The sequence below is a fragment of the Bacillus sp. B2-WWTP-C-10-Post-4 genome (genome assembly GCF_009183805.1).
In the GTDB taxonomy this organism is placed as follows: Bacteria; Bacillota; Bacilli; order Bacillales; family Bacillaceae_G; genus Bacillus_A; species Bacillus_A cereus.
The window spans coordinates 1-26,958 of the sequence record NZ_WEII01000008.1; the positions used below are offsets into that span (position 1 = coordinate 1).

Here is a 26,958-nt window from a genome sequence, read left to right on the forward strand (position 1 = left end):
CTCATAACCCGAAGGTCGCAGGTTCAAATCCTGTCCCCGCAACCAAATGGTCCCGTGGTGTAGTGGTTAACATGCCTGCCTGTCACGCAGGAGATCGCCGGTTCGACCCCGGTCGGGACCGCCATTTATGTTGGCTCGGTAGCTCAGTCGGTAGAGCAGAGGACTGAAAATCCTCGTGTCGGCGGTTCGATTCCGTCCCGAGCCACCATTTTTTTTATGCCGGCTTAGCTCAATTGGTAGAGCAACTGACTTGTAATCAGTAGGTTGGGGGTTCAAGTCCTCTAGCCGGCATCATTTAGGGGCATAGTTTAAAGGTAGAACTGAGGTCTCCAAAACCTCCAGTGTGGGTTCGATTCCTACTGCCCCTGTAAAGTATATGGGCCTATAGCTCAGCTGGTTAGAGCGCACGCCTGATAAGCGTGAGGTCGATGGTTCGAGTCCATTTAGGCCCACCATATATTATTCCGCAGTAGCTCAGTGGTAGAGCTATCGGCTGTTAACCGATCGGTCGTAGGTTCGAGTCCTACCTGCGGAGCCATGGCCCGTTGGTCAAGTGGTTAAGACACCGCCCTTTCACGGCGGTAACACGGGTTCGAATCCCGTACGGGTCATACAAAAAAGAGTCAGCATTATGCTGGCTCTTTTTTATTTTGTTAATCCTTTTTATTGCGTTACTTTCCAGAAATAAATAAAGGAATTTTGGAAAAGCTATGGTATGTATAAAAAGGAGGAAATAAATAATGACACGAGTTAGAGACTTAATGAGTACCCATATTGTACATTGTACACCGCTAGACAATGTATATGAGGCAGCTGTTAAAATGAAGGAAGAATCAGTTGGATTAATTCCAGTTGTTGAAAATGAGCAAGTTGTTGGGCTTGTTACTGATCGTGATTTAGTCGTTCGAGGGATTGCTGAAAAACATCCTGGATCTAATAAAATTACAAATGTAATGACAACAAATATTATCTCAGTTTCTCCAAATGATTCTATTGAAAAAGCTACAGAGCTAATGGCACAGCATCAAATTAGACGATTACCAGTAGTTGATAGTGGTCAACTTATTGGCATGTTAGCACTAGGAGATTTAGCTATAAGGGAATCAGCAGATGATCAAGCTGGATTTGCCTTGAGCGAAATCTCAGAGCATACAGAGTAAATTAAAACTTTAATTAACCGAGAGTCTAATGGTCACTCATAAAGAGCTAAATTATATATAAAGTTCAGATACATTATTCTAGCATATATGGATTAAACTAATATGTTAGCGTGATGTATCTGAGACATTATATAATAAGGATACGGTTAATAATTTCGACAGTTTTTTTTAATTTGTTATTCTTCATTTTTAATAAGAGAAAAGATGATATACTGATAGATATAAGTATTATGAGGAATTTTGAATATAACAATATTAATTTTTAGTGGTGCGATAATAAATTAATATTTCCTACATAGATGAAAAGGGAAGGGGAATTATATGAAGGCTGTACAGGGCGATCCAAATTGGAATTTGGTTACAGATACATATATAGAACCAAATAATTTCGCTGAATTATTTTCTTTGCTTGTACCTTGTCACCCAAAAGGTGAGGGGAAAGAACGAACTATATTAGTATGGAAAGAAAAAGAATTTTATAAAGAAGAAAATTTAGCGGCATTTATCGTATATGGCATGAATAAAGCAAAGAAATTACCGCAGTTTCATAAAGATGAAATTCCAACTTTAGTGCGTATTCTTCGCTTATGCCAAGAGATTGGTTGGTATGAAGAGGCAAATGATTTTATGATAGCGCAAGGATTAGCTGAGTTTGTTCATACTTCATTGGAATATGAAACATGGGATCTTTTGACGCAATCAGTTGCTTTAAATTATTTAATTATTAAATATCGTATAGGTGAATTGACAGATAGGGATATTGAAATTTGGGATAGAGTTAAATTTAATGAGAAGTGTATAACCGATTGTAAACATTTATTATCTCATAAAGAAGTATTGGAATTTACATTCTTTTATATGTGCAAGAGAGCGAAATCATTATCAAAAGAGCAATTAAATAGTGATATGATGAGTTTAGCAATGTATTGTAATACTTTTGTATATGATTTGTATACACATGATTTATTACGGAAATATCGTAAGTGTACAGATTTCCTATCATATTATGGACCTAGTCAGGCAGTTTTAGCATGTCAAAGAGCTGTATTATCTCAAATTTCCGATCGCTTAGACCCATTAAAGACAACGCATGTAGATGATTATTTATATGTGATGAAAGAAATGATGGAGCATATGACGATAGGAGTAATGGATCGATACGGTCATTTTATTGGAAAGCTACTATCTTATGTGCCATTTTTCGAAATGATACAAGTTCCACAGCATGCATATTATTGTGAAGAATTACTGTATATTTGTAAGGGCATTGAATATAAAGAAGAAACACTACGCAATTATATATTTATACAATTACATGATTGTTTACCATCATTCTTTAGGCTATTTCTTAAAAATAAGCGTTACGCAACGATTCATGATATTCTTTTCTATTGGTGCGATGACGAACAACGAATGAGCTTAGAGAAAAAATATAATCTGAGCTTTATTTATGAAAAATATGCTTGTGGATAAACAATATTTTCGATATGAAAAATTAATATAAATTAAAAAGGATCTCCAGTTTATGTGAGATCCTTTTTTGTTAGTAAAACAAGGAGAAAGTGATTAAGACAAGAAACAACATTCCATATAGGAGAAGTTGTTCAGTATAACTTCCTTGTATACCAAAAAAATTATTGGCTTTCTTATACAAATTCAATATGTATTTTATTGGAGTATCTTTGAAAGATTGGTACACAGTGTCTCCTCTTTCTAAGCTTCTTGTTCTTGTTTTTGTTTATAAGGGACATTAATATATCTAGCTACAAATAATAAAACAGCCATAAAGAATACTGGAAATACAGTAGATAAATAAAAGCCATTACTAATTATATTTGTTATGAGAGCACTCAAAAGAAATATAGCATTATAAATATGGGCAATTTTTTGTTTTAGTTGCACTTGAAATGATTCCATCATAATTTCTAATGCAACAAAAGCAATAATAATAGATAAAAATACAATGTTTGTATTGTAAATGATTAAACAGCAGATTAAACCTAAAAAGGCTACGTATTCAATTATAAGAGGTATATTGCGTGGCATACAATTTACCTAACTAAATATGGCAGTGGATTTACTGCATTTGTTTTTTCAAAATTCCATTCTCCATTATGTAATTCAAAATGAAGATGTTGCCCGTATGAATGACCTGTGTTTCCCATATGACCTATTAATTGTCCAGTTTGTACTTGATCACCAGCTTGTACAGTGCGATCCTTCATATGAGCATAAACAGTTGTATATAATTTCCCATTGATTTGATGCGCAATGAAAACAACATTGCCATAGCTAGCTGAATAATAAGATTTCACAACTTTACCTGCAGCAGCAGCTTGGATAGAGACGTTTCCTGGAGCGGCAATATCTATACCATAATGCATTTGTTCCCAGCGTATATCAAAGGTTGAGCTAATTCTTCCTTGAGCAGGGAATTTGAAAGCAGCTGGAATTGATGAAGGTTGATCTGTTTTAGCTTGTGGTTGATTTTGTACTACATAGTGTTTTGCTACATATCCGTATCCTGTGCCAAAACGAATTTTATACCAAGTTCCTACAGTTTCTACTACTTGTACTTGTGTACCGTTTTGTAATGAACCGAGTAGAGCGCTACTTGTACTAGCGTTGCTACGTACATTTAGATTAGGTGTTGCAACAGTATATTTTGTATTATTTTGAACGGTGATTCCTTTTACTAAGGGTTGTGAACCATTAGAGATGAATGCTTTTTGTACGTAACCTGTTTGGCCATTATGCGATATTTTATACCATTCGCCTTGATCTTCTTGAACGGTAATAAACTTGCCATTTGGTAATACATCTAAAATGGAAGATTCTAAATTAGGTTCAGAGCGAACGTTTAATGCATTAGCATTAACGATGTATTGATCATTAGAATGAAGTTTGTTTTTTAGTAAAATAGTATCTTTTTGTACATAACCTACTTTATTATGAACAGATACTTTATACCACTCATTAGTTGTTTCAAGGATGTTCACTTTTGTATTAAAGCGAATTGTATCAATTGATGTGCTTTTTACGTTATCTTCTGTATGTAATGCTACTTGATCGACTTTGACATACCCAGTTTTAATATTAGATAATTGTTCAGCGTTTGCTTTTTGTACATTTGTTTCACCCATAGAAGGAAGTAAAGAAGCAATCGCTACAGTAGTTGCTGTTAAAGCAGTAGCTTTCATATTCATGGAATAGAGACCTCCTCTAGTTGTATAGTTGTAATTTTATTATAGTATAAAGATATAATATAGTGGGTGTATTCACATAAATGTAATATGAAATCAATATAAAAATAAATTTTTTGAGGATAATGATTCCTTCTTATGCAATTAATTGGGGTTTTATTTTCTAAAATAGAATGTATGTATTGTATAACTTTGATATTATGTTGATAATTAAGAAAATTAAAAAAGTTGATGATGTCTTATTAGGGTGTTATACTGACAGTGATAATTTTATAGTTTGCTAGGAGAGCTGGTGTTGCCAGCTGAGAGTAGGCCGTAAGCCTTTGATCCTTTTTATTACCTGATCTAGATTATGCTAGCGTAGGGAAGCAATTCGGACACTAACAATGAGTCCCCGTTTCTTTGCGTATAGAAACGGGGCTTTTTTATTTAAAAATTTCATATTGAAACCACTAGGGGTGCTTGATTTGCTGAGAGAGGAATAATCCTTAACCCTTACAACACCTGATCTAGGTAATACTAGCGAAGGGAAGTGGAACATCGAATAAATGTATAACTTTATTTGCTGTAACCACTTCTTATATATAGAAGTGGTTTTTTATTTAGATACATATATTGAAAGGGGATAGAGAAATGAAATTTTGCGATAGATTATTAGAAACTGTGCAACCGGTTTGGGAGATGAGTCATAATCATCCGTTTGTAGTGGGTATGGGAGATGGCACGTTAGAAAAAGATAAATTCCAGTATTATATTATTCAAGATTATTTATATCTGCTAGATTATGCAAAGTTATATGCGATTGGTGTTGTAAAAGCAACGAATCCACAAGTAATGGGAAAGTTCGCTGAACAAATTGATGGAATATTAAATGGCGAAATGACAATCCATAAACAATATGCAAAAAGACTTGGAATTTCTATAGAGGAGATAGAGTCTGCGAAACCATCTGCTAAAAATTTAGCTTATACAAATTACATGATGTCTGTATCTCAAAATGGCACACTTGCGGAATTAATAGCAGCGCTTCTTCCATGTATGTGGAGCTATTGGGAAATTGGAAAGCGTTTAAATGATATTCCTGGAGCAAGAGATCATGAGTTTTTTGGTGAGTGGATTCAAGGATATAGTTCGGAAGAATACGGTAATCTGTGTATTTGGTTAATAGATTTATTAAATAAAATGGCAGTTGGAAAGTCTGAGACAGAACTAGAAAGATTAGAGGAGATTTTCTTATATTCCAGTCGATTTGAATATTTATTCTGGGATATGTCCTATCGTAAGGAGATGTGGGGATTTGAGGAGCAAGAACATACTACAGTTTCATAATGTTTCTTTTCATTACGATGAGAAACCAATCATCCATGAATTAAATGCTTCTATACATGAGAAAGAGTTTGTCAGTATTATCGGACCGAGTGGATGTGGGAAAAGTACTTTATTTCGCCTTATTACAGGTCTAGAAAAGGTAAGTACTGGACAGATAGAACTGACAGAAACAAAGCACCATCCTGTAGGATATATGCCGCAAAAAGATATGCTTTTGCCGTGGAGAACAATTATTGAGAATGCTGCCCTGCCGCTAGAGTGCCAAGGTGTACAGAAGAAAGAAGCACAAGTAAAGGCAAAGGAACTGTTACATAAATTTGGTTTGCAAGGGTATGAGAAAAAATATCCGAAAGATTTATCTGGTGGTATGAGACAACGTGTATCTTTTATTCGAACTTTATTAACAGGCGGGGAAATATTGCTGTTAGATGAACCATTTAGTGCGTTGGATGCTTTAACGAAGACCTCTTTGCAAGAATGGTTGTTTGAACAATGGCAAGAGTGGGAAAAAACAATTTTATTCATTACTCATGATGTTGAAGAAGCGTTATTTCTTTCAAACCGAGTTTTAGTAGTGGAACAGCAGCCGATAACGACTTTGACTGAGCGGACTGTACCGCTTGATCATAACAGAACACGAAAAGATTTATATAAACCGGAAGTATTAGCGCTGAAAGATGAGCTTCTTAGTATGTTACAAAGGCAGGTACTTGTGTGATGAACCGATTGAAAGAATTAGTTCCTGCTATTACACTTTCTAGTATTTTACTAGCTGTGTGGGAAATAGGAGCAAGAATTGTAGATGAGATGTACATTTTACCGTCACCTTCTGCGATTGTAATGAAGATATGGAAACTAAAAGACATATTATTTACAGTTCATTTACCTGCAACGTTATACGTCGTTTTAATAGGTGTTGTTATCTCTATCGTATTAGGTGTAGGGCTAGCGATGTTAATGAATGCGAGTACATGGATGGAGAGAGCATTTTATCCATTATTAGTTGCTTCACAAACGATTCCGATTACTGCGCTTGCTCCGCTATTTGTTTTATGGTTTGGATACACAATTTGGAGTAAGGTTGTTGTCACAGTTTTAATTACGTTTTTCCCAATTGCGGTCAATACGTATGATGGACTGCGTAGTACGAAAAAAGAATGGGAGGAGCTCTTAGTTACATATGGAGCAACAAAAAGAGATATTTTTCTCAAATTAAAGTTGCCATCTGCTCTTCCTTATTTTTTCTCAGCTTTAAAAATTGCAGTTCCGCTTAGTGTTATCGGAGCAGCAATTGGAGAATGGCTCGGTGCACAAGCTGGGCTTGGATATTTCAGTAAGAGAATGATGACGCAGTTAGATGGAGCTGGCGTATTTGCACCTATTGTATTGTTATCATTATTAGCTATTTTCTTCGTCGTAATTATTTCCATATTAGAAAAGAAATTCATTAGTTGGAGGAAGTATTCATGAAATTTTTAAAGCGCATCTTTGTGTTTACATTATTAATTGCAATAATTGCAGGATGTTCGAGTAATTCAGCATCAGACAAAAGTAAAAAAGAGAAAGAAATAACAGTCATGTTAGATTGGTATCCAAATGCGGTACATAGCTTTATCTATGCAGCAATTGAAAAAGGATACTTTAAAGAAGAAGGTGTAAAGGTAAATATTAAATTCCCTTCTAATCCGACTGATCCATTAACGCTGGCAGCAGCAGGGAAGGTGACAGTTGGCTTGTATTATCAGCCAGATGTTGTTATGGCGAGAGCGAATGAGCAAATTCCAGTGAAATCAATTGGAGCTGTCGTACGTTCACCATTAAATCATGTTGTATCACTGAAATCAGCGGGCATTCGATCACCGAAAGATTTAGAAGGAAAAACAGTAGGATACTCTGGAACACCTTTAAGTGAGATGTATTTAAAAACGATGGTAAAAGAAGCTGGTGGTAATCCTGATACAGTGAAAGTAGTTGATGTTGGCTTTGATTTAGTACCAGCATTAATTACGAAGAAAGTAGATGCGGTAACAGGGGCATACATTAACCATGAAGTACCTGTTATGCGTCATGAAGGCCATGAACCAGCGTACTTTAATCCAGCTGATTACGGAGTACCAAACTACCATGAGCTTGTGTTTGTAACAGGTGATAAAACGTTGAAAAAAGATAAAGAAGCGTTGCAAGCTTTCTTACGTGGTACGAAAAAGGGCTATGATTTCATGAAGAAAAACCCAGATGAAGCATTGAATATTTTATTAAATCATCAAGAAAAAGAAAACTTCCCACTTGTGCCAGAAGTTGAAAAGGAAAGTATGAAAATTTTATTAGAGAAGATGGAAACGAAAGATGAGCCATTTTTATCAGATTCAAAAGAATCTTGGGAGAAACAAAATAAGTGGCTGAAGGACAAAGGAATGACGAAAGAAACCGTCCCAGCCGATGAACTATTCGAAAATATTTTAAAGTAGGCGAATGAATATGAAAAATGAGCTCCACGTAATCTCAAATGGCCATATGCCATTCGAAGAGTTAGTGAATGTAGCGATGCAAATTGAGAGTGAGATTGATTATTTGCATATTCGTGAGCGTGAGAAGAGTACGAAGGAATTATATGAAGGTGTGGAAAGTCTATTAATGGAGGGCTTTCCGGCTTCTAAAATTGTCATAAACGATCGAATTGATATTGCAATTTTATTAAATATACCTCGTGTTCAACTAGGATATCGAAGTACAGATGTAAAGTCAGTGAAAGAAAAGTTTTCGTATTTGCATGTCGGTTATTCTGTGCATTCGCTAGATGAAGCAATAGTAGCTTTTAAAAATGGAGCGGATTCACTCGTTTATGGCCATGTATTTCCGACAGATTGTAAAAAAGGTGTGCCAGCGAGAGGGCTTGAAGAAATTTCAGACATTGCAAGGTGTTTATCTATACCGATTACAGCAATTGGAGGAATTACCCCAGAAAACACAGTGGATGTTCTTACTAACGGTGTAAGTGGTATAGCAGTTATGTCTGGGATTATAAGTAGTAGTAACCCGTATAGCAAAGCGAAATCTTATAAGGAATCAATAAGAAAGTGGGCGGAAAAACATGTGTAAGAAGTATGATGTAGCGATAATTGGCGGTGGTGTAATTGGTAGTTCAGTTGCACATTTTCTAGCAGAAAGAGGACATAAAGTAGCGATTGTAGAGAAGCAACAGATTGCATCTGAAGCCTCGAAAGCAGCCGCTGGTTTACTTGGGGTGCAGGCAGAATGGGATGAATATGACCCGCTATTTGACCTTGCTAGAGAAAGCCGTGCTATATTTCCACAACTTGCAGCAGTTTTACGTGAAAAGACGGGTATTGATATTGGATATGAAGAAAAAGGAATTTATCGTATTGCTCAAAATGCAGATGAGAAGGAAAGAATTCTTCACATTATGGATTGGCAGCAGAAAACAGGTGAAGATTCTTATTTTCTAACGGGAGACCATGTGCGGGAAAAAGAGCCATATCTATCCGAATCTATTATAGGAGCAGTATATTATCCGAAAGACGGTCATGTTATTGCACCAGAGCTTACGAAAGCATTCGCACATTCTGCGGCAATTTCCGGTGCTGATATATATGAACAGGCAGAAGTATTTGATATCCGTATTGAAAATAATAAAGTGACTGGAGTTATTACAAGTGAAGGTATTGTCACATGTGAGAAAGTCGTTATTGCAGGTGGTTCATGGAGCACGAAGTTACTAGGTTATTTTCACCGTGATTGGGGTACATATCCAGTTAAGGGAGAAGTGGTTGCGGTAAGAAGTAGAAAACAACTTTTAAAAGCACCTATTTTTCAAGAAAGATTTTACATTACTCCAAAGCGCGGTGGACGTTACGTAATTGGGGCAACAATGAAGCCACATACGTTCAATAAAACTGTGCAGCCAGAAAGTATAACTTCTATATTAGAGCGTGCTTATACAATATTGCCAGCTTTAAAAGAAGCAGAATGGGAAAGCACGTGGGCAGGATTACGCCCACAATCGAATCATGAAGCTCCTTATATGGGAGAGCATGAAGAAATAAAAGGTTTATATGCTTGCACGGGCCATTATCGAAACGGTATTTTATTAAGTCCTATTTCTGGTCAATATATGGCCGATTTAATAGAAGGAAAGCAAGAGAATCATTTGCTAGATTCATTGCTTTCTAGAAGCGTTTAGAAAGGGGATGGAAGTTTGAATTTAAAAATTAATGGTAACCAAATTGAAGTGCCAGCGAGTGTAAAAACAGTAGCTGAGCTACTTACACATTTAGAGTTAGATAACAGAATTGTTGTAGTAGAGCGTAATAAAGATATTTTACAAAAAGATGATCATACAGATACATCTGTTTTTGATGGAGACCAAATTGAGATTGTAACTTTCGTAGGAGGCGGTTGATTATGTTAAACATTGGACCATTTTCATTTCATTCTAGACTTTTATTAGGAACAGGTAAATTCCCTGATTTTGACGTACAGCAAAAGGCAATTGACGTTTCTGAAGCTGAAATTTTAACGTTTGCAGTACGTCGTATGGATATCTTTGATGCAAAGCAACCTAATTTATTAGAGAAACTTGATGTGAAAAAATATACGTTATTACCAAATACAGCAGGAGCAAAAAACGCTGAAGAGGCTGTTCGTATTGCAAAATTAGCAAAAGCCTCTGGGCTTTGTGACATGATAAAGGTAGAAGTTATTGGTGATGATAGAACGTTATTACCTGATCCGGTAGAAACGTTAAAGGCATCTGAAATGTTACTGGAAGAAGGATTTATCGTACTTCCGTATACATCTGATGATGTTGTATTAGCACGTAAATTACAAGAGCTTGGCGTGCATGCGATTATGCCAGGAGCATCTCCAATCGGATCAGGACTTGGTATTGTAAATCCATTAAATTTGAGCTTCATTATTGAACAAGCAACAGTACCAGTTATCGTTGATGCCGGTATTGGTAGCCCAGCTGATGCAGCATTTGCAATGGAATTAGGAGCAGATGGCGTGTTATTAAATACAGCTGTATCAGGAGCAAAAGATCCTATTAAAATGGCACAAGCAATGAAATTAAGTATTGAAGCAGGTCGTTTAGGATTTGAAGCAGGTCGTATTGCACGCAAGCGTTGTGCAACGGCAAGTAGTCCTTTAGAAGGAATGAGCGTAGTTGAATAATCGATATTCTCGCCAAAAACTATTTTCTCCAATTGGAGAAGAAGGACAGCAAAAGATAAGAGAAAAGCATGTGCTTATTATCGGTGCAGGTGCATTAGGTAGTGCAAATGCAGAGATGTTTGTAAGAGCAGGTGTTGGCAAGATAACAATTGTTGACCGTGATTATGTAGATTGGAGTAATTTACAAAGACAACAATTGTATGCAGAGAGCGACGTAAAGAATAATCTTCCAAAAGCTATAGCGGCTAAAAAACGTTTAGAAGAGATTAATAGTGATGTAACAATAGAAGCTCTCGTTCAAGATGTAACAGCTGAAGAGCTAGAAGAACTTGTTACAAATGTTGATGTAATTATTGATGCGACTGATAATTTTGAAACACGCTTTATTGTGAATGATATAGCACAAAAATATTCTATTCCATGGATTTACGGTGCATGTGTAGGTAGTTACGGTCTTTCTTACACAATCCTTCCTAGTAAAACACCATGTTTATCATGTTTATTACAGTCGATTCCGCTTGGCGGGGCAACATGTGATACAGCGGGTATTATATCACCTGCTGTATCTCTTGTCGTTTCTCATCAAGTAACAGAAGCTCTTAAACTGTTAGTAGAAGATTACGAATCACTTCGAGATGGGCTTGTATCGTTTGATATGTGGAAGAATGAGTATTCATGTATGAATGTGCAAAAGCTTCGCCAGCATAATTGTCCTTCATGCGGAGAGAATGCATTATATCCGTATTTAAATAAAGAGAACACATCAAAAACAGCAGTTTTATGCGGGCGAAATACAGTTCAAATTAGACCACCTCATAAAGAGGAAATGAATTTTGAACAATATAAAGAGTTGTTGGAAGGTCGTGTGAATGATTTAAATATAAATCCATATTTACTATCATTTTCTATTGAAGACAAGAGGTTAGTCGCCTTTAAAGATGGCCGTGTGCTCGTACATGGAACGAAAGATATAAGCGAAGCAAAAACGATTTATCATCGCTATTTTGGATAGAAAAGGATGAGTGGGATGAAAGTGAATAAAGCTTTAACAATTGCAGGGTCTGATAGCGGCGGCGGTGCTGGAATTCAGGCAGATTTAAAAACATTCCAAGAGCTTGGTGTATACGGAATGACGGCTATTACGGCAATTACTGCTCAAAACACGCTTGGCGTTCAAGGGGTATATCCTGTTCCGTTAGAAGGTATTACAGAACAGTTGAATTCAATTGGTACGGATTTAACACCAGATGCAGTGAAACTAGGAATGTTATTTAGTAGTGAAATAATTCAAATTGTTGCAGAACAAATTAAAAAGTTTGGCTGGAATAATATTGTGCTAGATCCCGTTATGATTGCAAAAGGCGGTGCATCATTATTACAGCAAGAAGCAGTTCAAGCATTAAAAGAATATTTATTACCAGTAGCAACTGTTATAACACCGAATGTCCCAGAAGCAGAAGTGTTAACTGGGATGGAGATTCATAATGTTGAAGATAGTAAGGAAGCTGCAAAAGTATTGCACGAATTAGGTGCTAAATATGTGCTTATGAAGGGCGGACATGCAGAATATCAAGGTAATGAAGTAATTGATTTCCTCTTTGATGGAGAAGAATTTATTGAGTTTAGAAGCGAGCGAATTCCTTCAAAGCAAACGCATGGAAGTGGGTGTACATTTGCTTCAGCGGTTACAGCAGGACTTGCGAAAGGATACTCAATTCAAGATGCTGTTCAAGAAGCAAAACGATTTATTAGTATAGCAATTGAAGAGCCATTGAATATTGGTAGTGGCCATGGACCGACGAATCATTTTGCATATAAAGTGAATAGAACGCGTGCATAGGTAAGTGAAAAGCCAGTTTTATAACTGGCTTTTTTTCTGTTTACTTTTTCAAAATACAGGAGTAATATATCAGCCAGAATACATTTTTTTGTAAACGCTGAGTCCAATTATATGGAGCGGAGGAACCAATTTGTGCGTAGGCACTAGGGGTGAATCTTTCAAGTTTGAAAGTAGGGCTACTCTCAAAGTCCGAATCCGACAGCTAACTTCGTAAGCGTCTTGAGAGAGGACGGTGCCATGATGGATACATCACTTCATCGATCTGATTAGTATAGGGGAATATCAATCTATGTTTGATTTCTTTTATACTAAGGAGGATGAGGTACATGGAACTAACACTTATTTGTGTTGGAGAAGAAAGTAAGGTAGATAGTTTAAGAGATCTAGTATCATTTCAACATGAGTTAATTATTTTTACAGCAAATGAAGAGATAGCGGCTGAAGTTAGGAATTGTGGGTTTGATTGGACTTATAGCTGCAGTAAGGAGCAGGACTTTACTAGTATTTGTGAGTGTATTAAGAAGGTGATTTTACTAGGGGATGAGCTTCCAATCGTTAGTTTTTTCACAGAACACATTCGCTTTTCTTTTCAAGCACCTATTACTGTTGTTACAAGGAATAAACGATATCCAGCGAGGCTCTATGAAACAATTGGAGCTAAGTTTGTCGTGTTTACAAATTGTGATAATATTTCTTTTTTATTTTTTGAATAGGGCGGGGGAAGAAATGATGAAGGTATTATTACTTGGAGATATAGCAAATCGTTGGGCAGTATCGGTAGAGCGAGTTCAAGAATTGGTTCAGATTGATCCCCTTTTTCCAGGGCCGTATATTATATTACCATCAAAAGATGCTTTGTATTTAGAGGTGGATATTACCGAGTATGAGCAGCTACATGCAGAATTGGCACAAGTTTATATTCGCGGGAGAAATTTACGTGCATTTTTACGAGGAGAATAAAGGTTGAATAAAAAGAGCGAATGCTGAGTGCAACAAGCTATGCACTTCATCTCATTCGCTCTTTTTATTTCATATTTAAAAGGTCATTTTTAAGAAAAGAGAAGAGAAATAAAGAAAATAGATGAAATAATAGTAATAATCTTCAATGTAAGCGTTTAAATGAATGTAAATATTATTATTTTCAGTAATTTACCCCTTTACAAGTGAAATATAGAGGAGTATATTTACTCTCATAAATCATTCATAAAATTTCCAAAAAAACCTAAAATCGCTGAGTTCCAGAAATGGAGCGGGGGAACCAATTTTGTGCATCGTCACTTGGGGTGAATCTTTCAGTTTTGAAAGTAGGGCTACTCTTTAGGCCCGAATCCGACAGCTAACCTCGTAAGCGTTTAGAGAGGAGGTTTACTTTTTGTTGTTCATTTTTTGAACACTGAGTAGAGCTCAGTGTTCTTTTTTAACATTTAAATGGTAAATTTTAACAAAAACGAAGCGAGGGATAGCTATGTTAGATGTTGTAATGGTCGGGATTTTTATTTTATTAGTTGCATCAATGGCAAGTCTTGCAAGTTGGTCAGATAAAGTTGTGAAAGAAGGAAAGCAATCATGATGATTGTCTTATCAGTTATTGTCGCAGCAATTACAGTGTATTTAGTGTATGCATTATTAAATCCAGAGAAGTTTTAATTAGGGGGGAATCATTCATTATGATTTGGGTTGCAGTCATTATTACAATGCTCTTGTTTATTTTAGTAGCAAAGCCAATGGGGATTTATTTAGAAAAAGCTTTTCAAGGTAGCAAAATGCTAGATAAAGTATTCGGGCCTTTTGAAAAACTTATTTTTAAAATTACGGGTGTAAAAGAATACAATCAAACGTGGAAACAGTACGCATTATCATTAGTTTTACTCAACGGATTTATGATTGTTATTGTATATTTCATTTTCAGATTACAAGGTGTGTTGCCGCTAAATCCAGCGCATATTGAAGGGATGGAGCCTACGCTCGCTTTTAATACAGCGATTAGTTTTATGGCTGATACAAACTTACAGCATTATAGCGGTGAAAATGGTTTATCCTATTTATCACAATTAATCGGGATTACATTTTTAATGTTTGCGGCACCAGCAACGACATTGGCGCTCGTTATGGCTTTTATAAGAGGACTTGCTGGAAAAGAACTTGGTAACTTTTTCGTTGATTTTACGAGAGCGTTAACGAGAGTGTTTCTTCCTATCGCATTTATTGCGGCACTAGTTTTTGTCGCACTTGGCGTACCGCAAACGTTAGATGGAGCGGTTACAGCACAAACGATTGAAGGTGCAAAGCAAAGTATATTACGTGGACCAGTTGCATCATTTGTTTCCATTAAGGAACTTGGAAATAACGGCGGTGGATTTTTCGGAGCAAACTCTACGCATCCTTTTGAAAATCCAGGACAAATGAGTAATATTTTGCAAATGATGCTTATGATGTTATTACCAACAGCACTTCCATTTACGTACGGACGAATGGTAGGAAATAAAAAACAAGGTCGCATCCTTTTCGTGTCACTATTTATGGTATTTTTACTAGGGTTTATAACGATTACGACATCTGAACTAAACGGGAACCCGGCATTAAATGGAATGAGTATCGAACATGTACAAGGAAGTACAGAAGGGAAAGAAGTACGATTTGGAACAGTATTTTCTTCACTATACGCAACAGTAACGACAGCTGCTGAAACTGGGGCTGTTAATACGATGCATGATACGTTAACACCAATTGGCGGTCTAGTTCCACTTGTAAATATGATGTTAAATACAGTGTATGGCGGCGTTGGAGCAGGCTTTGTAAACATTATTATGTATGCAATTATCGCGGTGTTTATATCTGGGTTAATGGTTGGACGGACACCAGAGTTTTTAGGTAAAAAGATTGAAGGTAAGGAAATGAAATTAATCGCGGTCACGATTTTATTTCATCCATTGCTCATTTTAGGATTTTCGGCATTAGCTCTTTCAACAAATTTAGGGACGGATGCTATCTCTCATTCCGGTTTTCATGGTTTAACGCAAGTTGTATATGAATATACATCGTCAGCTGCGAATAACGGATCTGGATTTGAAGGATTAGGAGATAATACACCGTTTTGGAATATTACGACTGGTTTAGTTATGTTTTTAGGACGCTACTTCAGTTTAATTACGATGCTAGCAGTGGCAGCTTCGCTGAAAGAAAAAACGGTAGTGCCAGAAACAGTCGGAACGTTCCGTACAGATAATAGTTTATTTGGTGGCATCTTCATTGGAACAATTGTAATTGTCGGTGCATTAACATTCTTCCCGATGTTAGTACTCGGTCCAATTGCAGAATTTCTTACATTGAAGTAATGGAGGGTAAATGATGAGACCGGTAGTAGTAAAAGAAAAACAATTAAATGAGTCACAAATACATGCTGTAGAAGATGAAGTTAGACAAGCGAAAACGATGGATCGTGATATCGTAACACATGCGATGAAGCAATCCGTTGCGAAATTGAATCCGAAAGTCATGATAAAGAATCCGATTATGTTCGTTGTGGAAATTGGATTTATCATTACGTTCATTTTATCTTTTCTTCCAAGTAATTCTAGTAGTATACCAGGTTGGTTTAATATAACAGTTTCTCTCATTCTATTATTTACAGTTTTATTTGCGAATTTTGCAGAAGCATTAGCAGAAGGTCGTGGTAAAGCGCAAGCCGATTCTTTAAAGCAGTCGAAGAAAGATGTGTTTGCAAATATTGTAAAAGAAAATGGAGACATTGTCCAAGTTTCAGCAACTGATCTTACAAAAGGTGACGTTGTTATCGTAAAACAAGGAGAAATGATTCCGAATGATGGCGAAGTAATCAAAGGATTAGCATCTGTAGATGAATCTGCAATTACAGGGGAATCAGCTCCTGTTATAAAAGAAGCAGGCGGTGATTTTTGTTCCGTAACAGGTGGAACGATGGTCGTAAGTGATGAAATTACAATTGTCATTACGAGTAATCCTGGTGAATCATTTATCGACAAAATGATTTCTTTAGTAGAAGGAGCTGCTCGTCAAAAAACGCCGAATGAGATTGCTTTAAATACAGTATTAACGAGCTTAACTCTTATTTTCTTGATCGTCGTTGTGACGTTGCCGATTTTTACAAATTATTTAGGGTTTCAAATTGATACTGCTGTGCTAGTTGCATTATTAGTTTGTTTAATTCCAACGACAATTGGTGGTTTGCTATCAGCGATTGGTATTGCTGGGATGGACCGGGTGACAAAATTTAACGTGTTAGCGATGTCAGGGAAAGCAGTAGAAGCTGCGGGCGATATTAATACAATTATTTTAGATAAAACAGGTACGATTACTTTTGGGAATCGAATGGCTCATACATTATTACCTGTAGGAAATGAAACGATTGAGCAAGTTGGAAAGTGGGCCGCTATTAGTTCTGTTTTAGATGAAACACCAGAAGGTCGATCTGTTATCGAGTATGTGCAGGGAAAATCTATATCATATAATAGAGAACTTGCAGAACAAGGTGAGTTTGTTCCGTTTAAAGCAGAAACGAGAATGAGTGGTGTTGATTTACAAGACGGAACGAAAGTGAGAAAAGGTGCTGTAGGTGCCGTTATTGAATGGGTTGAGTCACAAGGCGGAATAATTCCGAAAGATGTAAATCAAAAAGCAGACTTAATTTCAAAAGAGGGCGGAACACCACTTGTAGTTGCAGTAGATAATCGTATTTACGGTTTAATTTATTTAAAGGATACAGTAAAACCGGGTATGCGTGAGCGTTTTGAACAGTTACGCCAAATGGGGATTAAAACGGTTATGTGTACAGGTGATAATCCGTTAACGGCAGCAACGATTGCAAAAGAAGCTGGAGTAGATGAATTCGTTGCTGAGTGTAAACCGGAAGATAAAATTGCTGTTATTAAAGCAGAGCAAGATAAAGGGAAACTTGTAGCGATGACAGGTGATGGTACAAATGATGCTCCGGCATTAGCGCAGGCCGACGTTGGATTAGCGATGAACAGTGGTACGACAGCAGCGAAAGAAGCGGCCAACATGATTGATCTAGACTCGAATCCAACGAAAATTATTGAGGTTGTAGGAATCGGTAAGCAATTATTAATGACGCGAGGTGCTTTAACGACGTTTAGTATTGCGAATGATATAGCGAAATATTTTGCAATCATTCCAGCAATGTTTACACTTGCGATTCCGCAAATGGAAGCATTGAACATTATGAAATTAACATCACCACTGTCAGCGATTTTATCAGCATTAATATTTAACGCTGTTATTATTCCATTACTCATTCCGTTAGCGATGAAAGGTATTGCATATAAACCGATGAGTTCTAATGCATTGCTTAGCCGAAACTTACTTATTTATGGGCTTGGTGGAGTTATCGTTCCGTTCATTGGAATTAAGGTAATTGATATGATTGTCGGCTTGTTTATATAAGGAAGAGGGGAAAAAGATGGAGAAGAAACAAAGTATACTATCACCAATTATCCGTATTACTTTTACATTTCTAGTATTGTGTGGACTTGTATACCCACTTATTGTTACTGGTATTGCACAAGCAGTGATGAAGGATAATGCGGATGGAAGTCTAATATATAATGATAAAAATGAAGTGATTGGTTCTAAATTAATTGGTCAAAACTTCACGGATCCACGTTATTTTCAAGGGCGTGTTTCTAGTATTGAATATAAGGCTGAAGCATCTGGTTCAAATAACTATGCACCATCTAATCCAGATTTAGCAAAGCGAGTAGAGAAAAGTATTGCGGACTGGAAGGAAAAAAATCCAGCTGTTCCAGTTACAGAAGTACCGATAGATTTAGTGACAAATTCAGGTTCAGGGCTTGATCCTGATATTAGTCCAAAGGCGGCCTCGGTGCAGGTGAATCGTATCTCAAAATTAACGAATATTCCGAAAGAAAAACTTAATCAATTGATTAAAGATCAAACAGAAGGTGCTGCGCTTGGTTTATTTGGAGAGACCCGCGTAAACGTCTTAAAGCTAAATTTGGCATTACAGAAATTAATGAAATAGTAACAGTGCTACCTCAATCTAATGGATTGAGGTAGCGTTGTTTCGAATGAAAGGTAGTGTTTATTTTGTATGCAGATGATTATGAACCGAAGTTTCAAAGGCGAACGCCAGAGGAATATTTAGAATATATTCGTCAGCAAAATCGCGGAAAGTTAAAGCTATATGTCGGAGCAGCTCCAGGCGTAGGAAAAAGTTATAAAATGCTCTTTGATGCAAGAGAAATGAAAAAAGATGGAATTGATATTGTAATTGGTTTAATTGAAACGCATGGAAGAAAAGAGACGGAAGAAGCAATTGCTGATTTAGAAAAAGTTCCTTTAAAAGAAATACAGTATAAAGGAAAGGTATTTTATGAGCTTGATGTGGAAGGAATAAAAAAACGCGCGCCGCAAGTAGTCGTAGTGGATGAACTTGCTCATAGTAATGTTCCTGGTTCTAAATATAAGAAACGTTATATGGATGTGCAGGAATTGTTAGAGGCTGGTATATCGGTATTATCAGCTTTTAATATTCAACATTTAGAAAGTGTTCATGATATTGTAGCTCAAATTACGAATGTAAAAGTAAGAGAACGAATTCCAGATTTTATTTTACAAAAAGCAAATGAAATTCAGCTCGTTGATGCAACGCCTGAGGTATTAAGGAAGAGACTAATAGACGGAAAGATATATAAAGAAGAAAAAATTCAGCAAAGCTTACAAAACTTCTTTACACTTAATAATTTAGGAGCACTTAGGGAATTATCACTTCGAGAAGTTGCTGATGATATGGACGAGAAAATTAGCCAAACAGTAATAGAACCAATTGGCGTAAAAGAAAAAATTCTCGTTTGTGTACAATACAGTTCAACAGCGGAGAAATTAATAAGACGGGGATGGCGCATGGCTGATCGGTTAAATGCTGAATTGTACGTATTAAACGTTGAGAGGGAAAATATAGATTCTATTTCAGCTGGAAAAAAGCAGACGATTGAAGAGTGGAAATCGTTAACCAATCAATTTGATGCGAGTTTTGTATTAGAAGAGGCGAAAGGGAGAAAACCAGCGGATGTTATTATTGAAGTCGCAAGAAGATTACAAGTGACGCAAATTTTACTTGGACAATCTGCAAGAACAAGGTGGGAAGAAATACGAAAAGGCTCTATTGTAAATGAAATTATGAGACAAACAAAGTATATTGATATTCATATTGTTGCGGATCAAAGAGGGTAAAATAGAGCCGACATTTTGGGGGCTCTATTTTAATTTTTGTACAGCATGAAAACTTAGCATTTTCATTGCATATAAGATTACAAGTAAAAACATAATTGCGCCTAGGAAGAAAATCCAAAAGTAATTTTGGTTAAATAAAAGAAATCCACCTATAAGTGGCCCTGTACCCATACCAAGATAGCGGATGAAGTTGTATATACCGATAGCTGTTGCACGCTCTTGTATGAATTCTTCTGTTAATAAAGTAGTGTGAGTTGGCATAGAAAGTCCCATACTAAAACCGTACAAAGATGTAACGATAATGATGAAGGGGATATTGATGCTATATGTGAAAGAGAATAAAACGACACATATAATATTGAAGAAACTCGTAATAAATAAAGCTTGCTTTGTTGTGAGGCGTTTTTGCAAAAACTTGTAGCAAAAACTTCCTAGCATGATAGAAAGAGACATTGGTACAAACATAAGACCAATTTTATTTACAGTTAAATGAAATGAATTTGTTAAAATACTCGGTAAAAAAACGAGAAAGCAAAAGTAAATACAAAATTGAATGAAGCCAATAAGAGTAATAGAAAATCCAGTTTTATTTTTTAAGATAAGAGAGTAATTCTTTTGTGCTTTAGACTGCTTAATTACATTTGGCTTTGTTTCTGGAAGTAGTGAAATGTTTATCATTAATAAGATAATGCCAAGTGTAGATAAAAAGAGAAATACAGATAAGTGACCATTTATACTGCCAAGATAACCACCTATGAGAGGAGCCATTGCAGGTGCGAGGGCAAGTAACATTTGGTATAGGCTCATCGCTTCTCCGCGTTCTTTTTCTTCAAATAAATCGCCGATAATCGTTGCTGAAACTACAGGTATAGCCGCTATTCCTATAGCTTGAACAGCTCTAAAAAAGAGAAATAAATAAATGTTTGCCGAAAAAGCACATCCGATTGAAGCAATCGTACTAATAATTAAACTAGGAATAAGGACAGATTTTCTCCCTTTTGTATCAATTAAAGGGCCATATATGAGCTGCATAATCGCAAGAACGAATGTAAAAAGTGAAACTGTTACATTTACAAGATAAAGAGAAGTATGAAAAGAATTTTGAATCATCGGTAAGATAGGTGTGTAAATATTTTGAGCGAAGGAACCGAATAAGGCACTAATACAGATAACATATAAAATGAAATTTAGTTTAGATTTTTTCATCTTGTTAACCCCCTTGTAATTTAGTTTCCTAGGAAACTAAATTTATTTTAACATGATTTTCTCACTTGTAAAGATGAAAAAATAATTTTAAAATGGTATATAGTTAATTTGTTTCTTCGGAAACTTAGGAGGCGAACGGATTGAAGCATGCAACGAAGCAAATGGAAATACTGTCGGACATTCGTACACTTTTGCATAAAAAAGAAGAACATTTAAAACGACAAAACGAGAAGTTTCTTCGTGAGACAGGTGTAAGTAGTATGTCTTTATCTGAGTTACATGTAATCGAATGTATCGGAAAAAATGGTTTGATGAATGTAACGGCAATTACGACAGAAATGGGCATGACGAAGGGAGCAATCTCTAAAATTTGTACAAAGTTGTTTCAAAAGCAATTCGTTGAGAAGATGCAAATGTTAGATAATCAAAAAGAAATCTTCTTCCGCTTAACGGAAAGTGGGAATGAAATATATAAAGCTCATGAAAAATTGCATAAGCAAGCTGAAGAAAAGTGGTTGTTACTTTTAGATGGATATACGAAAGAAGAGCAAGACTTTATTCAAAGGTTTATAAAGGATGTCTCCAATCATTTGGAAATATAATTGGAAGAAAAAACTCCTTTTTCTCAAGTCTTTTAAATATAATTTCTGAAAGAACTCATATATAATAGAAAAAGATACTTAACATGGTGAATAATTAAAGAGTCAATATATATAGAGGAGAGAGTAACATGCTTGAAAATACGGGGTTAGTATTAGAAGGCGGCGGTATGCGTGGTGTGTACACGGGCGGGATATTAGAATACTTTATGGAACAAGATTTATATTTTCCATATGTAATCGGTGTATCAGCTGGTGCTTGTCATGCAGCGTCGTATCTTTCCAGACAAAGAAATAGAAATAAAACGGTCAATATTGATTATGCATCACATCCGAAATATTTATCGTATAAAAACTTATGGAGAAAACGTCAGCTATTTGATATGGATTTCATTTTTCATGAAATTCCAGAAAAGTATGTACCGTTTGATTTTGAAACATACTTTAATAGCCCGGAACGTTTCCTTGTAGGAACGACGGATTGTGAAACAGGGCAATCTGTTTATTTTGAAAAAGAAGGAACGAATGATGATGCGCTAAATTTATTACAAGCGTCTAGTTCATTGCCTTTCATTGCACCGGTAGTAAATTACCGCGGTAAACAACTGTTAGATGGCGGGATTTCTGATCCAATTCCAGTTCGTAAAGCGCAAGAGGATGGATTTAAAAAATCAGTCGTTATTTTAACGAGAAATCATGGCTACGCGAAGAAAAAATCAAGGTTTGGATGGGTTGCAGCGAAAGCTTATAAAAAATATCCGAACCTTGTTAACACGATGCTGAATCGTTATGAAGTGTATAATGAAACACTTCACTATATTGAAAAAGAAGAACAAGCTGGCAATTTATTTGTTATTCGCCCAGAAGTGCCGCTTCAAGTAGATCGTATGGAAAAAGATACAGCAAAACTACAAAATTTATACGAGCAAGGCTATGAAGATGCAAAGAGACAGTTTGCAGATTTAAAGGCGTTCTTGCAAAAATAAGTATTAGGCTGCGGAGAAGAGTTTCTCCGCAGCTTTTTTATATTGCTACTTATACGTTACTTTTTAAAAATGTATGAATGTTTAAGTGTTTAAAGAGTTTGTAAAACACCGGGGTTTCTTGTTGAGGAGAATTTATTTGAAGGATATTATGATGATGTAGCGCTACTAAACTATTAAATTTATGAGGTGATTGTTAATGAAAGGAAAAGTTTTTTCAATTACGACTTTAGTATTATTAGCAACATCAACCTCAACAAGTGCATTCTATCCAACTCTAAGCGGTAACCTACTATATTAGATGATTATACAGTTGTTGACAATGTAATGCTTCCGCTTATATATAGAAGAATTTCTCATAAGAAACGTATGCAAATATCAAAAAAAATGCTGAAAATGGTAGGGCTTGAGAGGCATATTAACAAATATCCTTACGAGTTATCAGGAGGAGAACAGCAAAGAACAGCAATAGCAAGGGCTTTAGCACAAGATACAAAAATTATACTTGCTGATGAACCGACTGGTGCTCTTGATCAAGAAAATGGGGAGAAAATTATGAGTATTTTACAAGAGATTAATAAAGAAGGAAAAACAGTGCTAGTTGTTACACATGATCAAAAGGTAGCTGCATATTGTCAGAGGACGATACGGTTACTTGATGGTTGTATGGTATAATATGGATAATGTTATGTGAAGAGGTGATACATATGGAAAATGTCTATAAAGGACTTAGGCATATTGGGTTTATTATGATGTTTATTTTTGGTAGCGTATTTTTACTTCGCTGGTTTATTCATGATGAAATGTTAATAGATCAACTTATTGGTTTTAGTGTGGGCATAGTAATGGTTATTTCATCAGTTTTCATTCAAAAGTATAGTAAAGAATTAAAGGTAGAAGAGAAGTATTAAAAGGTTATAACCTTCTTCATATTTTGAATGATTGTTGTAAAAGAAAAGTAGAGCATCGGATTTCGATGCTCTACTTTTTTAATGTGGTAAGAATATCAATTGATAAGCAAACAAAATTCCAAATACATATACAAGTGGGTGAACAGCACGGAATTTACCTTTTGCCACTTTCATAAGTGGATATGAAATAAATCCAAGTGCGATACCTGTTGCGATACTTGATGTAAGAGGCATGCTTAAGATTACTAAAAATGCTGGGAATGCTTCATCAAATGCGTCCCAATCAATGTGGCGAACTGAACCCATCATAAGACTACCAACGATAATTAATGATGGAGCAGTAATAGCTGATACACCAGAGACAGCACTTACTAATGGTCCGAAGAATGCTGCTAGTGCGAATAGAACAGCTACTGTAACAGTTGTTAAACCAGTACGACCACCAGCTGCAACACCAGCAGATGATTCAATGTAAGCTGTTGATGGTGTCGTTCCGAACATAGAACCAATAGTTGCTGAGAATGAGTCAGATAGAAGAGCTCGTCCAGCTTTTGGGAGTTTTCCGTCTTTCATAAATCCACCTTGTTGAGCTACCCCAAGTAATGTACCTGTTGTATCAAATAATGTAACAAGGAAGAATGAAAATACAACGCCGTATAATCCATAGTTAATTACGTCAGATACAGCAGTAATTGGATTTGAAACGATAATTCCTTCTGGTAATCCAGGCATTGATGTAACACCGTTTGAGAATGTTAATTGTCCTGTGAGGAAAGCGATAATACCAGTTAATAGCATACCGATAAATAGTGCGCCATTTACATTTAAAGACATAAGGATAATAGTAATTCCAAGTCCAGCTAATGCTAGTAGAACTGGAGCAGAGTGAAGATCACCAAGTCCAACTAAGTTTGCATCATTTTTTGTAACGATACCAGTTAATCGTAAACCGATAAAGGCGATAAATAACCCGATACCAGCAGTAATTGCATGTTTTAAGTTTTCAGGAATTGCTTCCATTAATTTTGTACGGAAAGATGTAAATGATAGCAAAATTAAAATCATACCTGCTACGAATACAGCAGAGAATGCAATTGCGAAAGTCATGCCTTCATGTGCTTTTACAACAGAGTAAGAGAAGTAAGCATTTAATCCCATACCTGGCGCGATTGCGATTGGTAAGTTTGTAAAGATTGCCATAAATAATGTTCCGACAACAGCAGCAATAATTGTTGCTGTAAATGCTTGTTCAAATGGAACACCTGCATCTCCAAGGATAACAGGGTTTACGACAATGATATATGCCATTGTTAAGAAGGTAATAATACCTGCCATAATTTCAGTTTTAATAGAAGTTTTATGTTTTGAAAGGTTAAACATATAAACATCCTTTCTGTTTACGAATAATTTTCACAACAGTTATATATAATATTCGTTTTTTATCTATTTTGCAATAGTTTTGCATAAAAAGTTTATAACAATTCATATTTTGTGTCTTAAATTCGAATATTAATCGTAAACCGATGTGTGAATTTCAGCTTTTTATTGTGCACATGCTAAGGAAAAGGAGTTGAAAGCAGCTATGCCACAGCAAAAAAACTTTATAACAATGCCTGCGCAACATCAAAATAAGCAGCCTGGTATTGAATCATTAATGAATCCTCTACCACAGTTTGAAGATCCAAATTATAAAGGAAGTGAAAAGTTAAAAGGGAAGAATGTGTTAATTACGGGAGGAGATAGCGGAATTGGACGAGCAGTTTCCATCGCTTTTGCAAAAGAAGGAGCAAATGTTGCGATTGCTTATTTAGATGAGGAAGAAGATGCAAAAGAGACGAAACAACGTGTTGAAAAAGAAGGTGTAAAGTGTGTATTGTTGCCGGGGGATTTGAGTAATGAACAGCATTGTAAAGATATTGTGGAAGAGACTGCCCGGCAGTTAGGTAGTTTAAATATTTTAGTGAATAACGTTGCACAGCAATATCCGCAGCAAGGGCTAGAGTATATTACAGCAGAACAGCTAGAAAAAACATTTCGTATTAATATTTTTTCTTATTTTCACGTTACGAAAGCAGCCCTTTCTCATTTGAAGAAAGGGGATGTCATTATAAATACGGCATCTATCGTTGCATATGAAGGAAATGAAACGTTAATTGATTATTCCGCAACGAAAGGAGCAATCGTAGCTTTTACAAGATCACTTTCTCAATCGTTAGTGCAAAAAGGGATTCGGGTAAATGGTGTTGCACCAGGACCGATTTGGACACCGCTTATTCCATCGAGCTTTGATGAGAAGAAAGTCTCTCAGTTTGGGAGCAATGTCCCAATGCAAAGGCCTGGTCAACCATATGAGTTAGCGCCGGCATACGTATATTTAGCGTCTGGTGATTCTTCTTATGTTACTGGACAAATGATACATGTAAATGGGGGCGTTATTGTAAATGGATAGTTTTCATTTATAAGAGCAAAGTAATGTTAATTCCACTTATTATAGTGAGCGCTAGGGGGGATATAGCTGAAAAAGTTATGTTTCGTCATACTATTATTTTTCATCCTACCGGTTAGTGCTTTTGCTAATACAGATCATTTAATATTAGTGAATCTTACGACAAATCAGTTGTCTTTTTTTGAGAATGGAAATTATACAAAAACATTTCCAGTAACGACTGGAAGAGATCGTACACCTACGCCTGAAGGTAACTTTTGTATTATAACTAAATTTAAAAATAAAGAATACCATCGAAAAAAAATACCTGGGGGTGCACCGAATAACCCTCTCGGTACGAGGTGGCTTGGACTAGATAAGAATGAATATGCGATTCACGGGACGAACCGGGAATGGACGATTGGAAGTAGGGAATCAAATGGTTGTATTCGCATGCATGACAGGGATATACAATGGTTATATGACAGAGTACAATTACAAACAAAAGTAATCATTTCTCGTTTTCATACGAGCCCCGAATATGAAGCGAATAAGCTTGGTTATCGCGTTGTGAGCTGGAATGGTCGAAAAATAGAAGAAGAACAAATTGGAGTACTAACGCTAGTAGACCGCGCGGATATATATTGGCAAGAACCAAATGGACAGTTAACGAAAGTGAAAACGGTATTGCCAAATGAAAGATATCCAGTGTACTCAAAACGAAAAGACGGAATATATTATATAGGAAACAATTCGTATATTATAGATGAAACAGGAGAGAAAATTCGTTACGAGCAAATTCCTTCTTCGATTTTAAGTAATATATATAAACGGAAATACAATGTTCCGTAATGGCTACCG

General features: G+C 36.0%; 29 protein-coding genes, 7 tRNA genes, 1 pseudogene and 4 riboswitches. Of the genes and pseudogenes, 33 read left to right on the forward strand and 4 right to left on the reverse strand.

Translation table 11 applies throughout. From position 1 onward, the window contains the following. Positions 1-48 precede the first annotated feature (48 nt). The 9 genes from GBN78_RS06265 to GBN78_RS06305 all read left to right on the forward strand — a co-directional run bounded on the left by GBN78_RS06265 (position 49) and on the right by GBN78_RS06305 (position 2,633). Positions 49-124, forward strand: a tRNA-Asp gene (locus tag GBN78_RS06265). A gap of 8 nt (positions 125-132) precedes the next feature. Then, positions 133-208, forward strand: a tRNA-Phe gene (locus GBN78_RS06270). A gap of 10 nt (positions 209-218) precedes the next feature. After that, a tRNA-Thr gene (locus GBN78_RS06275) sits at positions 219-291 on the forward strand. A 6-nt stretch (positions 292-297) separates the two neighbouring features. Beyond that, positions 298-368: transfer RNA gene (locus tag GBN78_RS06280), tRNA-Trp, on the forward strand. Between the two features lie 10 nt (positions 369-378). Beyond that, positions 379-455 (forward strand) — tRNA-Ile (locus GBN78_RS06285). Positions 456-463: 8 nt separating this feature from the next. Further along, positions 464-538: transfer RNA gene (locus tag GBN78_RS06290), tRNA-Asn, on the forward strand. 1 nt (position 539) lies between these two features. Further along, positions 540-611, forward strand: a tRNA-Glu gene (locus GBN78_RS06295). 129 nt (positions 612-740) lie between these two features. After that, on the forward strand, positions 741-1,160 hold the full coding sequence (locus GBN78_RS06300) for a CBS domain-containing protein (protein ID WP_000199010.1): 420 nt from the start codon (positions 741-743) through the stop codon (positions 1,158-1,160). Positions 1,161-1,481: 321 nt separating this feature from the next. Then, positions 1,482-2,633 carry a DUF3965 domain-containing protein gene (locus tag GBN78_RS06305; RefSeq protein WP_000648912.1) on the forward strand — a complete coding sequence of 384 codons (1,152 nt, stop codon included), beginning with the start codon at positions 1,482-1,484 and terminating at the stop codon, positions 2,631-2,633. 240 nt (positions 2,634-2,873) lie between these two features. Here GBN78_RS06305 and GBN78_RS06310 read toward each other — a convergent pair whose 3' ends face one another. Both GBN78_RS06310 and GBN78_RS06315 read right to left on the reverse strand, forming a co-directional pair. Then, positions 2,874-3,206: a hypothetical protein gene (locus tag GBN78_RS06310; RefSeq protein WP_001137821.1), complete on the reverse strand. Its 333-nt coding sequence runs from the start codon at positions 3,204-3,206 to the stop codon at positions 2,874-2,876. Positions 3,207-3,211: 5 nt separating this feature from the next. Further along, complete coding sequence (locus GBN78_RS06315; RefSeq protein WP_001056034.1) at positions 3,212-4,366, reverse strand: SH3 domain-containing protein; 1,155 nt, start codon at positions 4,364-4,366, stop codon at positions 3,212-3,214. A 269-nt stretch (positions 4,367-4,635) separates the two neighbouring features. Beyond that, a riboswitch (TPP riboswitch) is annotated at positions 4,636-4,747 on the forward strand. 60 nt (positions 4,748-4,807) lie between these two features. After that, positions 4,808-4,911: riboswitch (TPP riboswitch) on the forward strand. Between the two features lie 85 nt (positions 4,912-4,996). On the opposite strand from GBN78_RS06315, the gene tenA reads away from it, so the two are divergent. The 18 genes from tenA to kdpDN all read left to right on the forward strand — a co-directional run bounded on the left by tenA (position 4,997) and on the right by kdpDN (position 19,973). Then, the gene (tenA, locus tag GBN78_RS06320) at positions 4,997-5,692 is read left to right on the forward strand and encodes a thiaminase II (RefSeq protein ID WP_000666830.1); all 696 of its coding nucleotides are present in this window, start codon (positions 4,997-4,999) and stop codon (positions 5,690-5,692) included. Continuing rightward, positions 5,661-6,410 (forward strand): ABC transporter ATP-binding protein, encoded by a 750-nt coding sequence (locus GBN78_RS06325; RefSeq protein ID WP_001256793.1) that lies wholly within the window; start codon positions 5,661-5,663, stop codon positions 6,408-6,410. The genes tenA and GBN78_RS06325 overlap by 32 nt, the downstream gene beginning before the upstream one ends. Continuing rightward, positions 6,410-7,162 (forward strand): ABC transporter permease, encoded by a 753-nt coding sequence (locus tag GBN78_RS06330; protein WP_001080856.1) that lies wholly within the window; start codon positions 6,410-6,412, stop codon positions 7,160-7,162. The genes GBN78_RS06325 and GBN78_RS06330 overlap by 1 nt, the downstream gene beginning before the upstream one ends. Then, positions 7,159-8,160 carry an ABC transporter substrate-binding protein gene (locus tag GBN78_RS06335; protein WP_000670418.1) on the forward strand — a complete coding sequence of 334 codons (1,002 nt, stop codon included), beginning with the start codon at positions 7,159-7,161 and terminating at the stop codon, positions 8,158-8,160. The genes GBN78_RS06330 and GBN78_RS06335 overlap by 4 nt, the downstream gene beginning before the upstream one ends. Before the next feature lie 10 nt (positions 8,161-8,170). After that, complete coding sequence (gene tenI / locus GBN78_RS06340) at positions 8,171-8,791, forward strand: thiazole tautomerase TenI (protein WP_000787169.1); 621 nt, start codon at positions 8,171-8,173, stop codon at positions 8,789-8,791. Continuing rightward, the gene (gene thiO / locus GBN78_RS06345) at positions 8,784-9,893 is read left to right on the forward strand and encodes a glycine oxidase ThiO (RefSeq protein ID WP_000335182.1); all 1,110 of its coding nucleotides are present in this window, start codon (positions 8,784-8,786) and stop codon (positions 9,891-9,893) included. Before tenI ends, thiO begins: the two co-directional genes overlap by 8 nt. Before the next feature lie 15 nt (positions 9,894-9,908). After that, positions 9,909-10,112: a sulfur carrier protein ThiS gene (thiS, locus tag GBN78_RS06350; RefSeq protein WP_001049502.1), complete on the forward strand. Its 204-nt coding sequence runs from the start codon at positions 9,909-9,911 to the stop codon at positions 10,110-10,112. Positions 10,113-10,114: 2 nt separating this feature from the next. After that, positions 10,115-10,885, forward strand: coding sequence for a thiazole synthase (thiG, locus tag GBN78_RS06355; protein ID WP_000931981.1), 771 nt, complete (start codon positions 10,115-10,117; stop codon positions 10,883-10,885). Further along, entirely contained in the window at positions 10,878-11,897 is a 1,020-nt protein-coding gene (thiF, locus tag GBN78_RS06360; protein ID WP_152127081.1) for a thiazole biosynthesis adenylyltransferase ThiF, read from the forward strand. Before thiG ends, thiF begins: the two co-directional genes overlap by 8 nt. A 15-nt stretch (positions 11,898-11,912) precedes the next feature. Further along, positions 11,913-12,725, forward strand: a complete 813-nt coding sequence (gene thiD, locus GBN78_RS06365) for a bifunctional hydroxymethylpyrimidine kinase/phosphomethylpyrimidine kinase (protein ID WP_000867377.1) — start codon at positions 11,913-11,915, stop codon at positions 12,723-12,725. A gap of 85 nt (positions 12,726-12,810) precedes the next feature. Beyond that, positions 12,811-12,958, forward strand: a riboswitch (cyclic di-AMP (ydaO/yuaA leader). Between the two features lie 93 nt (positions 12,959-13,051). Next, positions 13,052-13,438, forward strand: a complete 387-nt coding sequence (locus GBN78_RS06370) for a hypothetical protein (RefSeq protein WP_000424067.1) — start codon at positions 13,052-13,054, stop codon at positions 13,436-13,438. Positions 13,439-13,451: 13 nt separating this feature from the next. Next, positions 13,452-13,685, forward strand: coding sequence for a hypothetical protein (locus GBN78_RS06375; RefSeq protein ID WP_152127083.1), 234 nt, complete (start codon positions 13,452-13,454; stop codon positions 13,683-13,685). A gap of 259 nt (positions 13,686-13,944) precedes the next feature. Beyond that, positions 13,945-14,090, forward strand: a riboswitch (cyclic di-AMP (ydaO/yuaA leader). Positions 14,091-14,190: 100 nt separating this feature from the next. Beyond that, positions 14,191-14,295, forward strand: a complete 105-nt coding sequence (locus GBN78_RS06380) for a SipW-dependent-type signal peptide-containing protein (RefSeq protein WP_000887894.1) — start codon at positions 14,191-14,193, stop codon at positions 14,293-14,295. Beyond that, positions 14,295-14,372: a K(+)-transporting ATPase subunit F gene (kdpF, locus tag GBN78_RS06385; RefSeq protein WP_223153441.1), complete on the forward strand. Its 78-nt coding sequence runs from the start codon at positions 14,295-14,297 to the stop codon at positions 14,370-14,372. The genes GBN78_RS06380 and kdpF overlap by 1 nt, the downstream gene beginning before the upstream one ends. A gap of 20 nt (positions 14,373-14,392) precedes the next feature. Next, positions 14,393-16,060 carry a potassium-transporting ATPase subunit KdpA gene (kdpA, locus tag GBN78_RS06390; RefSeq protein WP_000638319.1) on the forward strand — a complete coding sequence of 556 codons (1,668 nt, stop codon included), beginning with the start codon at positions 14,393-14,395 and terminating at the stop codon, positions 16,058-16,060. Between the two features lie 13 nt (positions 16,061-16,073). Next, positions 16,074-18,164, forward strand: a complete 2,091-nt coding sequence (kdpB, locus tag GBN78_RS06395; protein ID WP_152127085.1) for a potassium-transporting ATPase subunit KdpB — start codon at positions 16,074-16,076, stop codon at positions 18,162-18,164. A 16-nt stretch (positions 18,165-18,180) separates the two neighbouring features. Continuing rightward, a complete protein-coding gene (gene kdpC / locus GBN78_RS06400) occupies positions 18,181-18,762 on the forward strand; it encodes a K(+)-transporting ATPase subunit C (protein WP_000412596.1) in 582 nt (193 codons plus the stop codon). 56 nt (positions 18,763-18,818) lie between these two features. Further along, entirely contained in the window at positions 18,819-19,973 is a 1,155-nt protein-coding gene (gene kdpDN / locus GBN78_RS06405; protein WP_001999108.1) for a KdpD-like non-kinase potassium sensor, read from the forward strand. Between the two features lie 24 nt (positions 19,974-19,997). Here kdpDN and GBN78_RS06410 read toward each other — a convergent pair whose 3' ends face one another. Beyond that, a complete protein-coding gene (locus GBN78_RS06410; protein WP_098299970.1) occupies positions 19,998-21,179 on the reverse strand; it encodes an MFS transporter in 1,182 nt (393 codons plus the stop codon). A gap of 140 nt (positions 21,180-21,319) precedes the next feature. Between GBN78_RS06410 and GBN78_RS06415 the strand changes: the two genes are divergently transcribed. The 4 genes and pseudogenes from GBN78_RS06415 to GBN78_RS06430 all read left to right on the forward strand — a co-directional run bounded on the left by GBN78_RS06415 (position 21,320) and on the right by GBN78_RS06430 (position 23,672). Then, a complete protein-coding gene (locus GBN78_RS06415) occupies positions 21,320-21,781 on the forward strand; it encodes a MarR family transcriptional regulator (protein WP_000679679.1) in 462 nt (153 codons plus the stop codon). Between the two features lie 128 nt (positions 21,782-21,909). Beyond that, positions 21,910-22,764, forward strand: a complete 855-nt coding sequence (locus GBN78_RS06420; RefSeq protein ID WP_000892691.1) for a patatin-like phospholipase family protein — start codon at positions 21,910-21,912, stop codon at positions 22,762-22,764. 288 nt (positions 22,765-23,052) lie between these two features. Then, a pseudogene (locus GBN78_RS06425) lies at positions 23,053-23,436 on the forward strand (ABC transporter ATP-binding protein); the annotation flags it as partial. 32 nt (positions 23,437-23,468) lie between these two features. Beyond that, a complete protein-coding gene (locus GBN78_RS06430; protein WP_000432804.1) occupies positions 23,469-23,672 on the forward strand; it encodes a hypothetical protein in 204 nt (67 codons plus the stop codon). 78 nt (positions 23,673-23,750) lie between these two features. Here GBN78_RS06430 and GBN78_RS06435 read toward each other — a convergent pair whose 3' ends face one another. Further along, positions 23,751-25,052 carry an NCS2 family permease gene (locus tag GBN78_RS06435; RefSeq protein ID WP_000482712.1) on the reverse strand — a complete coding sequence of 434 codons (1,302 nt, stop codon included), beginning with the start codon at positions 25,050-25,052 and terminating at the stop codon, positions 23,751-23,753. Positions 25,053-25,254: 202 nt separating this feature from the next. Here GBN78_RS06435 and GBN78_RS06440 point away from each other — a divergent pair, with 202 nt between their 5' ends. Both GBN78_RS06440 and GBN78_RS06445 read left to right on the forward strand, forming a co-directional pair. Further along, positions 25,255-26,121, forward strand: a complete 867-nt coding sequence (locus GBN78_RS06440) for an SDR family oxidoreductase (protein ID WP_001136258.1) — start codon at positions 25,255-25,257, stop codon at positions 26,119-26,121. A 66-nt stretch (positions 26,122-26,187) separates the two neighbouring features. Further along, positions 26,188-26,949 (forward strand): L,D-transpeptidase, encoded by a 762-nt coding sequence (locus GBN78_RS06445; protein ID WP_033682769.1) that lies wholly within the window; start codon positions 26,188-26,190, stop codon positions 26,947-26,949. Positions 26,950-26,958: the final 9 nt, after the last annotated feature.

Excerpts from the sequence above, each read along its gene's own strand:
- GBN78_RS06300 (WP_000199010.1), top strand. The coding sequence starts at position 741 with ATGACACGAGTTAGAGACTTAATGAGTACCCATATTGTACATTGTACA.
- GBN78_RS06305 (WP_000648912.1), top strand. The coding sequence starts at position 1,482 with ATGAAGGCTGTACAGGGCGATCCAAATTGGAATTTGGTTACAGATACA.
- GBN78_RS06310 (WP_001137821.1), bottom strand. The coding sequence starts at position 3,206 with ATGCCACGCAATATACCTCTTATAATTGAATACGTAGCCTTTTTAGGT.
- GBN78_RS06315 (WP_001056034.1), bottom strand. The coding sequence starts at position 4,366 with ATGAATATGAAAGCTACTGCTTTAACAGCAACTACTGTAGCGATTGCT.
- tenA (WP_000666830.1), top strand. The coding sequence starts at position 4,997 with ATGAAATTTTGCGATAGATTATTAGAAACTGTGCAACCGGTTTGGGAG.
- GBN78_RS06330 (WP_001080856.1), top strand. The coding sequence starts at position 6,410 with ATGAACCGATTGAAAGAATTAGTTCCTGCTATTACACTTTCTAGTATT.
- GBN78_RS06335 (WP_000670418.1), top strand. The coding sequence starts at position 7,159 with ATGAAATTTTTAAAGCGCATCTTTGTGTTTACATTATTAATTGCAATA.
- tenI (WP_000787169.1), top strand. The coding sequence starts at position 8,171 with ATGAAAAATGAGCTCCACGTAATCTCAAATGGCCATATGCCATTCGAA.
- thiO (WP_000335182.1), top strand. The coding sequence starts at position 8,784 with ATGTGTAAGAAGTATGATGTAGCGATAATTGGCGGTGGTGTAATTGGT.
- thiG (WP_000931981.1), top strand. The coding sequence starts at position 10,115 with ATGTTAAACATTGGACCATTTTCATTTCATTCTAGACTTTTATTAGGA.
- thiD (WP_000867377.1), top strand. The coding sequence starts at position 11,913 with ATGAAAGTGAATAAAGCTTTAACAATTGCAGGGTCTGATAGCGGCGGC.
- GBN78_RS06370 (WP_000424067.1), top strand. The coding sequence starts at position 13,052 with ATGGAACTAACACTTATTTGTGTTGGAGAAGAAAGTAAGGTAGATAGT.
- GBN78_RS06375 (WP_152127083.1), top strand. The coding sequence starts at position 13,452 with ATGATGAAGGTATTATTACTTGGAGATATAGCAAATCGTTGGGCAGTA.
- GBN78_RS06380 (WP_000887894.1), top strand. The coding sequence starts at position 14,191 with ATGTTAGATGTTGTAATGGTCGGGATTTTTATTTTATTAGTTGCATCA.
- kdpF (WP_223153441.1), top strand. The coding sequence starts at position 14,295 with ATGATTGTCTTATCAGTTATTGTCGCAGCAATTACAGTGTATTTAGTG.
- kdpA (WP_000638319.1), top strand. The coding sequence starts at position 14,393 with ATGATTTGGGTTGCAGTCATTATTACAATGCTCTTGTTTATTTTAGTA.
- kdpB (WP_152127085.1), top strand. The coding sequence starts at position 16,074 with ATGAGACCGGTAGTAGTAAAAGAAAAACAATTAAATGAGTCACAAATA.
- kdpC (WP_000412596.1), top strand. The coding sequence starts at position 18,181 with ATGGAGAAGAAACAAAGTATACTATCACCAATTATCCGTATTACTTTT.
- GBN78_RS06410 (WP_098299970.1), bottom strand. The coding sequence starts at position 21,179 with ATGAAAAAATCTAAACTAAATTTCATTTTATATGTTATCTGTATTAGT.
- GBN78_RS06420 (WP_000892691.1), top strand. The coding sequence starts at position 21,910 with ATGCTTGAAAATACGGGGTTAGTATTAGAAGGCGGCGGTATGCGTGGT.
- GBN78_RS06430 (WP_000432804.1), top strand. The coding sequence starts at position 23,469 with ATGGAAAATGTCTATAAAGGACTTAGGCATATTGGGTTTATTATGATG.
- GBN78_RS06435 (WP_000482712.1), bottom strand. The coding sequence starts at position 25,052 with ATGTTTAACCTTTCAAAACATAAAACTTCTATTAAAACTGAAATTATG.
- GBN78_RS06440 (WP_001136258.1), top strand. The coding sequence starts at position 25,255 with ATGCCACAGCAAAAAAACTTTATAACAATGCCTGCGCAACATCAAAAT.